14 protein-coding genes are annotated in these 12,245 nt (G+C 67.8%); 10 read left to right on the plus strand and 4 right to left on the minus strand.

Annotation, left to right across the window (positions count from 1 at the left end; translation table 11 throughout):
• The first annotated feature begins 19 nt into the window (after window positions 1–19).
• From ALI144C_RS09595 to ALI144C_RS09620, 6 genes are all read left to right on the plus strand, one after another.
• Entirely contained in the window at window positions 20–1,054 is a 1,035-nt protein-coding gene (locus ALI144C_RS09595; RefSeq protein ID WP_076986688.1) for a methyltransferase, read from the plus strand.
• On the plus strand, window positions 1,051–2,184 hold the full coding sequence (locus ALI144C_RS09600; RefSeq protein WP_076986689.1) for an FAD-dependent monooxygenase: 1,134 nt from the start codon (window positions 1,051–1,053) through the stop codon (window positions 2,182–2,184). The genes ALI144C_RS09595 and ALI144C_RS09600 overlap by 4 nt, the downstream gene beginning before the upstream one ends.
• A gap of 98 nt (window positions 2,185–2,282) precedes the next feature.
• Window positions 2,283–3,131: a hypothetical protein gene (locus ALI144C_RS09605; protein ID WP_076986690.1), complete on the plus strand. Its 849-nt coding sequence runs from the start codon at window positions 2,283–2,285 to the stop codon at window positions 3,129–3,131.
• Window positions 3,104–4,321: a hypothetical protein gene (locus tag ALI144C_RS09610; protein WP_143230539.1), complete on the plus strand. Its 1,218-nt coding sequence runs from the start codon at window positions 3,104–3,106 to the stop codon at window positions 4,319–4,321. The genes ALI144C_RS09605 and ALI144C_RS09610 overlap by 28 nt, the downstream gene beginning before the upstream one ends.
• Window positions 4,322–4,563: 242 nt before the next feature.
• Window positions 4,564–5,463, plus strand: a complete 900-nt coding sequence (locus tag ALI144C_RS09615; protein WP_076986840.1) for an NAD(P)-dependent oxidoreductase — start codon at window positions 4,564–4,566, stop codon at window positions 5,461–5,463.
• 153 nt (window positions 5,464–5,616) lie between these two features.
• Window positions 5,617–6,549, plus strand: coding sequence for a YihY/virulence factor BrkB family protein (locus ALI144C_RS09620; RefSeq protein WP_076986692.1), 933 nt, complete (start codon window positions 5,617–5,619; stop codon window positions 6,547–6,549).
• Between the two features lie 36 nt (window positions 6,550–6,585).
• Here ALI144C_RS09620 and ALI144C_RS09625 read toward each other — a convergent pair whose 3' ends face one another.
• Complete coding sequence (locus ALI144C_RS09625; RefSeq protein ID WP_076986693.1) at window positions 6,586–8,130, minus strand: FAD-dependent monooxygenase; 1,545 nt, start codon at window positions 8,128–8,130, stop codon at window positions 6,586–6,588.
• A 64-nt stretch (window positions 8,131–8,194) separates the two neighbouring features.
• On the opposite strand from ALI144C_RS09625, the gene ALI144C_RS09630 reads away from it, so the two are divergent.
• From ALI144C_RS09630 to ALI144C_RS09640, 3 genes are all read left to right on the plus strand, one after another.
• Window positions 8,195–8,398: a helix-turn-helix domain-containing protein gene (locus ALI144C_RS09630; protein ID WP_076986694.1), complete on the plus strand. Its 204-nt coding sequence runs from the start codon at window positions 8,195–8,197 to the stop codon at window positions 8,396–8,398.
• Between the two features lie 6 nt (window positions 8,399–8,404).
• Window positions 8,405–8,887, plus strand: a complete 483-nt coding sequence (locus tag ALI144C_RS09635; RefSeq protein WP_237774071.1) for a Clp protease N-terminal domain-containing protein — start codon at window positions 8,405–8,407, stop codon at window positions 8,885–8,887.
• 90 nt (window positions 8,888–8,977) lie between these two features.
• Entirely contained in the window at window positions 8,978–9,862 is an 885-nt protein-coding gene (locus ALI144C_RS09640; protein ID WP_143230540.1) for a nuclear transport factor 2 family protein, read from the plus strand.
• A gap of 23 nt (window positions 9,863–9,885) precedes the next feature.
• Here the strand turns inward: ALI144C_RS09640 and ALI144C_RS09645 are convergent, their stop codons facing one another.
• Window positions 9,886–10,872 (minus strand): GlxA family transcriptional regulator, encoded by a 987-nt coding sequence (locus ALI144C_RS09645; protein ID WP_076986841.1) that lies wholly within the window; start codon window positions 10,870–10,872, stop codon window positions 9,886–9,888.
• 138 nt (window positions 10,873–11,010) lie between these two features.
• Between ALI144C_RS09645 and ALI144C_RS09650 the strand changes: the two genes are divergently transcribed.
• Window positions 11,011–11,601, plus strand: a complete 591-nt coding sequence (locus ALI144C_RS09650; RefSeq protein WP_076986697.1) for a cysteine hydrolase family protein — start codon at window positions 11,011–11,013, stop codon at window positions 11,599–11,601.
• A 10-nt stretch (window positions 11,602–11,611) separates the two neighbouring features.
• Here ALI144C_RS09650 and ALI144C_RS55385 read toward each other — a convergent pair whose 3' ends face one another.
• Together ALI144C_RS55385 and ALI144C_RS09655 are read right to left on the minus strand one after the other, a co-directional pair.
• Window positions 11,612–11,788, minus strand: coding sequence for a hypothetical protein (locus tag ALI144C_RS55385; RefSeq protein ID WP_168211215.1), 177 nt, complete (start codon window positions 11,786–11,788; stop codon window positions 11,612–11,614).
• Between the two features lie 31 nt (window positions 11,789–11,819).
• On the minus strand, window positions 11,820–12,206 hold the full coding sequence (locus ALI144C_RS09655; protein ID WP_237774072.1) for an effector-associated constant component EACC1: 387 nt from the start codon (window positions 12,204–12,206) through the stop codon (window positions 11,820–11,822).
• Window positions 12,207–12,245: the final 39 nt, after the last annotated feature.

Here is a 12,245-nt window from a genome sequence, read left to right on the forward strand (position 1 = left end):
GAAAGAAAGGAGCGCCACCATGTCCGCCGGTTCCGAGATCACCGAGGACCAGCTGTACCGCATCATGTACGGGTCCATCGCGTTCGAGATGCTGCACGCGGCCAGCGAACTGGGAGTCTTCGACTGTCTCGCCCGGACTCCGGGAGCGGGCACGCTGGACGTCGGCGAGGCGATCGGGCTGGACCCGTACCCCTGCGACATCCTGATGACCGGCCTGCGCGGCCTCGGGCTGGTGCTGGGCGACGAGTCCGGCATGTCCAACGCCCCGCTGGTCGACCAGTGTTTCGTCAAGGGTGAGGACGGCAGGCACCTGCCGTTCATCCACGACATCGTCAACCCGGGGATGCGTGAGTTCATCGCCGCGGCACGGCAGTCGGCCAACCTCGGCCTTGAGCACTTCCCCGGCAACGGCGACAGCCTGTACGACCGGCTGGAGAGCGATCCGGACAAGCTGCGATCGTTGCACGACCACCTGCGTGCCACGTCCAACGCCGTACTGGCCGATCTGATCAGGACCGATGTGCTGGCCACCAGCCATCATCTGCTGGACATCGGGGGTGGCACCGGCACCAACGCGATCACGCTGGCGAAGCGGTACCCGGATCTGCGGATCACGGTGCTGGACCTGGAGAAGGTGGTCACCGAGGCTGCAGGGAACATCGCGAGCCACGGCCTCTCGGACCGGATCGCGGTCCAGGCCTGTGACGTGTTCGACGACGCGCTGCCCACCGACGCGGACACCGCGCTGCTGGCCCACATGCTGCCGATCTGGTCCCCCGAGCAGGACCGGAAGCTGATCAGGAAGGTGCACGACGCGCTGCCGGACGAGGGCCGGATACTGCTGTTCGACCCGCTGCAGAACGACGAGCGCAACGGCCCGGACTACGCGGTCCTGTTCCCGGCGTACTACCTGACGATCGCCTCCGGACACGGCACCTTCTACTCGTGGTCGACCTACGAGGACTGGATGCGGGAGGCCGGGTTCACGCGCTTCCAGCGATTCGGCGACCTCGCCGTCGCACACGGCCTGCACGTGGGGGTGAAGCAGTCGTGACGGCCGCGGTGGTCGCCGGCGGCGGAATCGGGGGCCTCGCCACCGGCATCATATTGCGCCGCAACGGCTTCCTCGTCACGGTGGTCGAGAGGAAGAACCGGGTGGACCAGGCGGGCTCCGGCATCATGCTGTATCCCAACGGAGTGAAGGCACTGGACACGATCAGTCCGCGGCTCGGCAGGCGCGTCCGCGCGGCGGGGCACGTCACGGCCCCTGACGAGATACGGCCGCTGCTCACCCCGGACGGGAAGGTGTTCGCCGAGGACCCGGTAGGCCAACTCGGCCAACGGTTCGGGACACCGCAGGTCTCGCTGCTGCGTTCGGCGCTGCTGCAGTCGTTGCTTGAGGAGGCCTTGGCCCACGGGGTGACGATCCTGTCCGGGGTGGCCGTGGAGGACCACTTCGACGACGGCGGACAGGTCAAGGTCGCGTTGTCGGGCGGGGACGCGCTGTGGGCAGACTGTTTGATCGGCGCAGACGGGATCAACTCGGGCGTCCGGCAGCGTGTCCTCGCCGACGGTCGGGCCGCGTACTGCGGTTTCACCACGATCCGCTGCCGGACCAGGGCGCCGAGCCGGTTCCCGTCCGGGTTCGTGGTCAAAGGGCCCGGCCTCGACATCTTCGCCGCGCCGGTCGGCGGCGGAGACGTCTACTGGACCGCGAAGATCATGGCTCCGGCAGGCGACTGGCCCGCCCGCGCACCCGACGAGGCGTTCGCCGAGTTGGTGGAGCTGGTCCAGGACTGGGATGCCGACATCGGAGACGTCATCCGTGGCACGGACATCCGCGAGGGGATCGTGCTGACCGACATCCGGGACCGCGAGCCCACGGCCGACTGGACCTGCGGGCTGGTGACGTTGCTGGGCGACGCCGCCCACCCGATGACACCCGCCCTTGGCCAGGGCGCGGGCATGGCCTTCGAGGACAGTGTCGTGCTGACCGAATGCCTGCTCGACGCGTCCAGCACCGCGGACGCGCTCGCCGCCTACCCGGCTCGGCGTGCGGACCGGACGGCGGATGTGGTGCGGTTGTCCCGGTGGAAGGGACCGGATGGGGATCCGTCCGGCTTCAGCACCGGTGAGGATCTGCTGGCCAAGCTGTACAGCTGGGATCCACGCCGCGGCGGCTGAACCAGACTCGCCGACGCCGCTGTGGCCTCCCGGTGAACCAGGTTTTCCAGCTGGGTGTAACCTTCCGCAGCCGACTCGCCTCGGGAGGAGTTCGTTACATGGCGAACGCACCGGAAGATGAAGCCACAGACGGAGACGCGTCGTATCTCGACAAGACGCTCAGGCACACCCCGACGGACCTGCTGCTCGAGGAATCGAGTGCCGACAACGATGTGCGGGCGGTGTCGCGGAGCGCGATCAGGTTGGCGATAGGCACGTTCGTGCTGTTCCTCGCCATGTGGATCTTCAGTGGCGGGTTCGTCGCGACGACGACGCGCAGCAGCTCCGACGACAGCGCCGTGATCCTGATCGTCGGCCTCGTCCTCGCGGTTGTCGTGTTCATCGTGCGTTGGGCCGCGTTCCTCAGCGGTGAGAAACAAGAAGCGATCAGCGAATGGTGCACGTTGCTGGCAGGCAAGGCAGCGGCCGCGGACTCCGTGTACAGCCACATCGCCGGTCGGCTGCGGGAGCGCGAGTTCCCCATCTACAACTACCTGACGCGGCGGAGGACCACGCTCGGCGGGACCGGGAACCGGTTGGTCCTCGTCGACGGATACCACTACATCTACGTTTCCGTGTTCAGCTACGGCACCAGTCTGTACCTGGGGTGGACGATGTGGCGCGTCCGGAAGGGAAGCGTTCTGCTGCGGCAGCGGTTGCATGGCTCGGCACACGGCGCGGGTACCGATCCGATCGGGCGGATCCTGAACCTGGAACAGCTCAAAGCCATGCGGGAGGCCGTGCACGCGATCTGCCGCGAAGCGCTCCACACCGCCGTCAAGGACATCAACGTTCCTGAGGACTACGGCTTCCCGTCCGGGTTGCCTCCGATCGAAAACCTCCCCTACAGCGCGGCTCCGCAACCTGGTGGCGAGCACACGTGGCCACAACAGCCCGCACCGCGATGACTGGAGTGATCTCCGCCCAGGGCGGCGGCCAGTGGTGGGCCTGGGCGGCGAATCGAGTCACGCCGCTCAAGGTTGTCCGGAAGGGTGGCGACACCGAAACGTCCCAGCGGCAGGCACCGGCCTCCCCCGTCCACCTTGACTACTCCGGAACGGCCCACAACATGGTGCAGGCCGGTCAGATCCATGGGGACGTGCATTTCCACGGCGGCGATCGGCCCGCGTTGGCGCCCGACGACTCGGCCTGGCTGCGGTCGTGCTGGGACACACTCGCCCGGACAGGCGCCAACGTCGAAATGCGTTACCTCACTCGCCCCGGCGAGTCGTGTCTCGATGCGTTCCTGATCGTGCGCACCACTGGGACCAACCGGGATGAAGCCGAACGTCAGGCGCTCACCGCGCGCACCCAACTCGGCATCGTGCCCAGGCACCTCACATCGGAGCCGGTCACCGACCCGGCGCTGGCACACCGGGTTCTCGAGCCGTTCCAGCCGCACAGTGCGGGAATCGCCGAGGTTCGCAAGCGGATGACGGTACAGCGAACCAGCCGGGACGACGCACGGAATCCTTGGCTGACAGCCGTAACGCCGTTGGCTTACCGGCGGCAACCTTGGGACGCCTTGTGGTCCGAACTTGGCGGACTGCCCTTTCACGCCATGGTGTCGGTCGGCGTCGCGCCTTACCCGATCGGGCCCGGCCTGCGATCCCACCTCGCAGCCCGAGCGGCTGACCTCGCCCGCCTCGCCCGGCAGGGGCCGCCTCCCACCGGGGTGTGGAGCGTTGCCCGTCCACCGGACGAGTTCGCCATCGCAGCGCACGCATTGGCTTCCGACGCCGCGCGACGGTACACGGATCGCGCCTTCCTCCTCCGTGTCTCCGTCGTTGCCGAGCGCCCGATGCCCGGTCTGCTCAGCGAACTGGTCGCCGACACGATCTCAGCCCGGACCGAGCACCACGGGTTGCCCGTGGTGGTCCGGCCGGAACCAGCCGACATGCCCACCATGTGGAACAACGTCACCGCGCTCAACTTCGCGCCGCTGACCGCATACGACCAGGGCAACCCGGCCGAGGCGATCGGCGAGTTGGAACGAGTCCTCGGCTCGATCGCCGATCTCGACGAAGCCGCGGCTGCCTTCCGGCTTCCCTATCGAAGCCCTGGGAAGCCGTCGCCGTTCGGGACTGAACGATCCTGAGTTCATGCGCCTGCGTGCGCAGACGCTCGGCCTGCAGGCGGATACGGGTACGCAACACCGCGATATCAGCGTCAAACGCCATGCCTGACGTTGCGTCGCCCTCGGTAGACCTGTCACCCATCGCGGGCGCCACCGTCCTTCCGTGCACACCACCCAGCGACTACCCAGTTCTGGTCACGCGGTAAACCACGCCACTGTCGGGTATGTCCTGGTACTGGACCGGAGGAGCAGCGGAGGTGTCCATGCGCGTTGGTGTTGTCGGAGTCGGCCGGATGGGCGCCCCTATGGTGGCTCGCTTGGTGGGGGCTGGGCACGAGGTCGTCGCTACCGACATCCGGTCGGAGCGCCGCGAGGCGGTCGACGGGGCGGGCGCCAGATGGGCAGCGGACCCATCGGAGGCAGTGGCTGGCAGCGACGTCGTTCTGACGGTGTTGCCGGGAAACCCTGAGCTCCAAGAGTTCGTACTCGATTCGGATCAGCTGCTGTCAGCCGTGCACGACGAAGCGGTCTGGGTCGACCTGACAAGCGCGTCGTTCGAACTGGGTCAGGAGTGTGCACGCCGAGCGCGAACTCGGGACGTGGCTTACCTCGACGCGCCTTGCGGAGGTGGAGTGCCAGCCATGCGGGACGGCACGGTGACGCTGTACGTGGGCGGCGAAGTCGATGTTCTGGAGAGAACCGTTCCGGTTCTGCGTTCCTTCGCGGGGACCATCCACCACCTCGGAGATCACGGGACGGGGTATCTGACCAAGCTCCTGGTCAACCTCCTGTGGTTCGGCCAGGCAGCGCTGACCACCGAGGCGTTGTTGCTGGCCCAGCGACACGGTGGATCGCCGCAACGGATGCGTGACGTTCTGCTGGGTAGCGCGGGTGACAGCGCCTTCGTCACCCGTCATCTGCCAGCCTTGCTGGAGGGCGATTATCTCAGCGACTTCAGCCTGGACCGGTGCGTGGAGGAACTGGCCGCCATCGAGCACAGCGCCGATCGGGCGGGCACTCCCCATTCTCTGACATCGGCCGTCACTGATCTGCATCGCGCGGCGTTGCACCACTTCGGTGCCGTTGACGGGGAACTGATGGCTTCCGCGTGGCTGGAAGAACAAGCAGGCTCACGGTTGCGTGGCGACGAAGATCAATCGTAAGGGCTGTCAAGGTCGAGCATCTGCCCGGTCCGGACTTTGAGGGCCGGTTCCCCGTCGGCGACCAGCTTGACCCACACCCGATCCGTGTCACCCAGAACCCAGTAAGACGCATGGCCGTTTTCGCTCTGGGTACTCCCGCGCAGGGAGGTGACCATGGCGAAACACATCAAGGGCCCGACAGACTTACCGAAGCGCTCGTGGTGGGCGGTGCTGAAACGGACCGTCCGGGAATTCCGGCAGGACAGCGTGGACGACTGGGCGGCGGCGCTGACGTACTACAGCGTGTTGTCGTTGTTCCCCGGCATCATCGTGCTGACGTCGCTATTGGCTCTGCTCGGGCCGGAGTCCACGAAGGCGCTGACAGACAGCATCCAGCAGATGGCGCCCGGACCGGCCCGCGACCTCGTGCTCAACGCGGTCGGTGAACTCAAGGACGCCAGCCACCTGGCCGGGCCGTTCGCGATCATCAGCCTGGTGCTGGCGTTGTGGACGGCGTCGGGGTACATCGGCGCGTTCATCCGTGCGGCCAATGCGATCTACGACGTCGAGGAAGGCCGGTCGCTGGTCAAGACGATCTTGTTGCGGCTCGGGATCACGGTGGGCATCGTCGCCCTGCTGGGTGTGTGTGCCATCGGTGTCGTGGTCACCGGTGGCCTGGCCGACCGGGCCGGGCAGGTGCTCGGGATCGGGTCGACCGGTGTGCTGATCTGGGACATCGCCAAGTGGCCGGTGATCGCGATCCTGATCAGCCTCGCGTTCGCCCTGCTGTACTGGGCCGCACCGAACGTCCGGCACCCCGGTTTCCGGTGGCTGACGCCGGGCAGTGCGTTCGCTGTGCTGCTGTGGCTGCTCGCGTCGGCCGGTTTCAGTCTGTACGTGGCCAACTTCGGTTCGTACAACAAGACCTACGGTTCGCTCGCCGGGATCGTCGTCTTCCTGATCTGGCTGTGGATCTCCAACCTCGCGGTGCTGCTCGGCGCCGAACTCGACGCGGAACTGGCTCGTGGCAAGCAGATCGAGCAGGGGCAGCCACCGGACAAGGAACCGTTCCTGCCGCCGCGTGACACCGCCGCCGAGACCGGCTGAACCCTGTGCCTGCACCGTTGGCTCGGAACTGGCTTGTCAACGTGGCTGGCAGGGGCCGAACCAGTGGGACAGTGCGTCATGCAAGTTGGACCCGGTTGCTCCTTGCGGTGCGCTGGTTTGATCTGCCCAGGCCACGTGGCCGTCTGGCCGGATCAGCAGCGCGTCGGCGGGTGCCTGGTCGTTGTGCGCGGTGACGATCGTGATGTGATTTGTCCATCCGTGTGCCGCATGGTGGTGGTCATGGCGGTCGGAGAGGTCGAGCAGTACGGGCTTGCCGGTACGCAGGAGTTCGGCTACACGGGTGGGACCGTCGGCGGTCGTCAGGGCCAGGTCGGGCACGAAACAGCCCACGAGCGGGTGTGAGCCGCCGCCGGGCATGGGGTAGCGGATGTCGGAGCCGTGGAGTATCTCGCCGAGGTGCCGTAGCGGCTGCTCGAACTGGACGAGTTCGGTGAGCAGGGCGCGCAGCGCCACGCCGTCTTCGCCTGGCGCGCGGTCCAGTGCGGCTTGGGCGCGGGTCTGCATCAGCGCTCGCGCCGCGACCGGGTGCCGCTCGGCGTGGTACGTGTCCAGCAGCCCGGACGGTGCCCGACCCTGGACCTCGGCGGCCAGTTTCCAGCCGAGGTTGACCGTGTCCAGCAGGCCGACGTTGAGCGACGATCCGCCGGCGGGGAACAGATGCGCGGCGTCACCGGCCAGCAGAACACGTCCGGCGCGGTAGGTCTGGGCCAGACGGGCCTGGCTGACCGTTCGGGACAGCCAGATCGGCTCGCCCAGCGGCAGGTCCGTGCCGAGCACTCGCCGGACGCTGGCCTGGAACTCCTGCAACGTCATGGGGGTGGCGAGGCTGGCCTCCGCCTGATCGTTCTCGCGGACGCCGACGACGTGGACGCCGGGCTGAAGCGTGGTGACGATGAACCTGCCGAGCGGAGTGCGGTTCCATCCCGGTTGCAGGCGTCCGAAGCCGGGTACCTCGACCTCCGGGTCGTCGAACATGCCGCCGGCCTCGGGTGCGGTGAAGTGCCCGAGCCGCAACACCTCCGAGTCGGTGGTGCCGGGGAACCCGATCCCGGCCCGATCCCGCACCAGGCTGCGTCCTCCGTCGCACCCCACCAGGTGGCGGGTGGACAGTTGACGGTCGCCGTCGGGCCCACGCACATCGAGCGTGACTCCCCCGTCGTCCTGGGAGAAGTCGAGCAGTTCGTGCCCGCGCCGGATCTCCACACCAAGTTCGCGCGCCCGGTCACCGAGCAGCTTTTCCATGCGCGGCTGTTGGATCGCGATCCCGAGCAGCGGACTGGAGTCCAAGGTGGCGAAGTTCAGCGGTACCGAACCGAACGGGAAGCCGGGAAACGGTCCGACGAACGACGCCTCGGCGCGGAACCGGTCCAGCAGACCCCGGTAGTCCAGCATCTCCACGATCCGGCCGCCCAGTCCGTTGGCCTTGGGGATCTGGCCGGGTTCGGCGCGTCGTTCCAGGACCACCGGGCGCACACCCGCCAGTCGCAGTTCGCACGCCAGCATCAACCCGGTCGGGCCCGCTCCTACCACCACCACATCTGCCGGGACATCCACTGTCATCTCCGTTCCTCACTTCATGTCAGGCTAGACTGACACAGCTCCCTGTCAAGCTAGACTGACAGGTGTGGACTTGGGTGATCTGTCGGAGCGCGTCAGGGCGACCGACCCCGCTGTCGGGTTGCGGGCGGTGGGTGCCCTGCACCGGCTGGCCGAACGGGTGGAAGCGACCTCGGTCGCGCTCGCCAGGGAGCAGGGATGGACCTGGGAGCAGATCGGCGACGCGCTCGGCATGTCCCGTCAGTCCGTGCACGCGAAGTACGGGAAGTGAGCGCCCGTGTTCCAGCGAATGATCAGGAAAAGCCCTTTCGCGGTCATCGTCACGGCAGCCCTGGACGAAGCCAGACGCCGTGGCGACCGACGCCTGGGCACCGAGCATCTGTTGCTCGGCCTGCTCCACGACCCGGACTCGCTCCCCGCGCGAGCACTGGGATTCGACCTCGACACCGCCCGCGCGGCCCTGGACGCACTCGATCACGCCGCGCTGGCGGCGATCGGCTTCGACGTCGAAGCACTTCGAACAGCTCATGTCGCACGCAGACACCCGCCGGTGACCTTGAGCGCGCTGAGCTCCAAAGCCCGGTCCATCCTCAACCACGCGGTCAACGCGACCACCGCCAGAACTCGGCGCACCGCGCCGAACCATCTGCTGCGCGCGCTCCTCGAGTGCGAGCACCCAGACCCAGTGGGACAGCTACTGGCACGCCTGAACGTCGACCGTTCAGGCGTACGCAACCGACTTGAGCAGCGCGACACCTGACCGTCCGACGACGGCAGACCAGAGCGACGACGGTCGCTGGCTACGTGTCAGGTAATCGACCGAACGCGCCAAGATCGACATCCTTGGGGCATGGCGAAAGCAAGAGGTTTGATCGCTCTGGTGGCCGCGGTGTTGATGTCCGTCGCGGTACCGGCCGGATCGGCGTACGCGAGCGCGTTACCGGCGAACGTCCGCGAGTTCATGCACAGCTATCGGCAATGGGGCGCGGCTCCGACCGTCGAGGCGTACATGAACCTGTTCACGCCGGACGCCACACTCATGGACAGCGGATTGGCGGCACCGATCGACGGCCCGAAAATCCGTGCGCAGATCGTCGGCGTGCTGGAGGTGGTTCCGGACTACCGGTTCGATCCGTTCACCGCCACAGCGAGCCCGGACGGGAAAGTCGTGTTCGTGCAGGCGCGCAACACCGGCACGGTCCAGGGCAAACCGGTCAGCTTCACCACGATGCACCGGCTGGTGCTCGAAGGCGCACAAGTTCGGCAGGGACGGCGGTTCTGGGATCAGACCGAGCTGTTCCGGCCGGTGGCGCCGGATCTGCCGAACCTGTTCGCCGGGCTCGGCGAGAGCGCGTCTACGGCCGAGGAGAAGCCGCGGCAGCGGGCGTGGAACAGCGAGCGCCCAGCCGCTCTGATCGTCGGCACCGGCCTGACAGGGCCGGGTCTGTCCACGCCGCTGTCCTCACGTGCCGCCAAGGCGGCGTACCTACGACGACTGTTCGGCGCCGTGGATCTCGACCTGCGGGCAGGCCATGCGGTGCGGCAGAACGGGATCGCGTACCTGGAATGGATCGGGACCGCGTCCGTGGCCGGTGACCACCCGCGGACTGTGCAGTTCGGCATCGTCGAACGCCTGAACCGCGACGGCGAATGGACGCTCGCGTTCGACACGCTCGACGTGGTGGCCTCGCCCGAACGGATCGCGCAGCTGCGTGCGTTGATCTTCGGCCGGTGACCTGCTGCGGTGACCTGCTGCGGCTATCCGATCCGGAACCGTTCCCGGTACTCGCTCGGCGTCGTGTTCAACGTCCGCCGGAAGGACCGGGTCAGCGTCGAGACAGTGCCGAAACCACAGGTGCCCGCGATCCGGGACAGGGTCTCGTCCGTGGTTTCCAACCGCTGCCGGGCCGCCTCCACCCGGGCGCGTTCGACGTAGGCAGCGGGAGTCATCCCGAGTTCGGCCTTGAACACACGCGTGATCTGCCTGTCCGTGACGTGCGCGTACGCGGCGAGGTCGGCGACCGTCAACGGCTCCGCCAGGTGGGCGGCGATGTGGTGCCGCAACTCGTCGACCCGCCGCGTCGCCGACGCGGGCTCGACCGACACGCTGAACTGGCTCTGCCCGCCCGGCCGCCGCAGGAACATCACCAGCTGGCGGGCGACCCGGGAGGCCAGTTCGGCACCGAAGTCGTCGGCCACCAGCGCCAACGCCAGATCGAGGCAGGCACTCAGCCCGGCACCGGTCCACACGCTGCCGTCGCGGATGAAGATCGGGTCGGCGTCGACGGTCACCGCCGGGTGCTCCGCGGCGAGTTGCCGGGCGGTGGACCAGTGCGTGGTGGCGCGCTTGCCGTCGAGCAGCCCGGCAGCGGCGAGGATGTGCGCCCCGACGCAGACGGACGCCACCCGGCGGGTGTGCACGGCCAGCAGACGGACCGTCTCGACCACGGCGGGGTCGCAGCGGGCCGTGATCTCGCGGTCCTCGCCGACCGTCACCGCTCCCGGCACGACCAGGGTGTCGATCGCCGTCCCGGACAGCTCCCCGAAGGTCACGTCCGGCAGGACGCGCACCCCGGCGAAGGTGGTCACCGGGTCCGGCGACTCGGCGGCGAGGACGACGCGGTAGCCCGTCGGACGCTCCATTTCCCGTTGGAGCAACGAGAAGACCTCGGCGGGGCCGGTCACGTCGAGCAGGTCGATCCGGTCGAACAGCACCACCACGACCAGCCGTTCCCGTGTCGCCATCGTGCTCCGTCCGGTCAGGTCCGACGCCATGTCGGTTTCTGCATGTTACATGTCATTGCCGACATCCACGCCCGAGTCTAGCGTCACAAGTGCCTGGTCAGGAACCTGGCAGGCAAACGATCGAGAGGATATCCGAACATGGCGAGGACGACGCTGCGGGAGCTCAACGGGCTCGGCCAGACCCCGGCGACGCTGGCCGAATCGACGCTGATCATGGTCGACTACCAGAACACGTACACGCGGGGTGTGATGGAACTGGACGGGTGGCGGCCCGCGCTGACCGCCGCCAAGGACCTGCTCGCCCGAGCCCGCGCCGCCGGGACGGCAGTCATCCACGTCGTCAACGACGGCGGACCGGGCACGCCGTACGACGTGCGGGCCGAGATCGGCGGCATCCACCCGGACGTCGCCCCGGCCGAGGGCGAACCGGTCGTCGTCAAAGGCGCACCGAACGCCTTCGTCAACACCGACCTGGGCGAGCGGGTCGACGCGGCCGGCCACGAGAACGTGGTCATCGCCGGCTTCATGACCAACATGTGCGTCACCTTCACCACCGAAGGCGCGTTCCTGCGTGGCAACCACCCGACTGTGGTCGCCGACGCCTGCGCCACCCGCCCGTTGACGACACCGGTCGCGGAAGTGAGCGCCGAGCAACTGCACAACAGCGCATTGGCGACCATCACCGACCTCTACGGCGTGGTCGTCGCGAGCGTGGCCGACCTCAAGTAGACCGGTCGCCTCATCTCGGCGAGGGCACCGCCATCGAGCGGGCGTCCGGCGGGTCGAGCAACCGGTGCAGCGCCTTCGAAGGCACGCCGCACCGGCGCTCGATCGCCACGCTGAGGTCGTCGAGCGTCGAGGTGATCGACGGCACCGACGTCAGCGAAGGCTCATCGTGCGTGGCTGTGTCGATCACAGCACCCGCACACCGTCCCCGGCCAGGTCGGTCATGGACCGTCCGGCCGGTCCATCCAGTCCTTTCCGTCGCTGGCGATCAATCTGCTCAGCTCGGCGACCTGTTTCTCGACAGCCTCGGCATCGAGTCCGGCCACGCTCTTGGCTGCCAGCTCGACCGTTCGGCGGTCGGACAGCGTCAGCTTGACCCGGATCTCGCCGTGCCGGTCACGCAGCCACGCGACCAGGCCGGTCGCCAAGGCTGTCGTCGTGGCACCAGGCCCCAGCGCCACCACGAGAGCGTCCGGCACCGGGCCCAAGGCCCCCGGCGCCGGTGGGCTTTCCACCGCGGTGACCCTCCCCCGCAACTCGTCCACGTCCGAAAGCCACTGCCGCAACGACCGAAGCTCGTCAGCGGTTTCGTCAGGCTCCACGTTCACAGTCAGATCCATTGTCCCCCACTCGGATTGCGCAACCAT

Origin of the sequence: Actinosynnema sp. ALI-1.44 (genome assembly GCF_001984155.1) — a bacterium.
Classification (GTDB): domain Bacteria; phylum Actinomycetota; class Actinomycetes; order Mycobacteriales; family Pseudonocardiaceae; genus Kibdelosporangium.

What these genes read in the sequence shown, in the direction of transcription:
- ALI144C_RS09645 (WP_076986841.1), bottom strand. Translation starts at nt 10,872, where the DNA reads ATGGCGACACGGGAACGGCTGGTCGTGGTGGTGCTGTTCGACCGGATC.
- ALI144C_RS09605 (WP_076986690.1), top strand. Translation starts at nt 2,283, where the DNA reads ATGGCGAACGCACCGGAAGATGAAGCCACAGACGGAGACGCGTCGTAT.
- ALI144C_RS09640 (WP_143230540.1), top strand. Translation starts at nt 8,978, where the DNA reads ATGGCGAAAGCAAGAGGTTTGATCGCTCTGGTGGCCGCGGTGTTGATG.
- ALI144C_RS09620 (WP_076986692.1), top strand. Translation starts at nt 5,617, where the DNA reads ATGGCGAAACACATCAAGGGCCCGACAGACTTACCGAAGCGCTCGTGG.
- ALI144C_RS09595 (WP_076986688.1), top strand. Translation starts at nt 20, where the DNA reads ATGTCCGCCGGTTCCGAGATCACCGAGGACCAGCTGTACCGCATCATG.
- ALI144C_RS09650 (WP_076986697.1), top strand. Translation starts at nt 11,011, where the DNA reads ATGGCGAGGACGACGCTGCGGGAGCTCAACGGGCTCGGCCAGACCCCG.
- ALI144C_RS09615 (WP_076986840.1), top strand. Translation starts at nt 4,564, where the DNA reads ATGCGCGTTGGTGTTGTCGGAGTCGGCCGGATGGGCGCCCCTATGGTG.
- ALI144C_RS09625 (WP_076986693.1), bottom strand. Translation starts at nt 8,130, where the DNA reads ATGACAGTGGATGTCCCGGCAGATGTGGTGGTGGTAGGAGCGGGCCCG.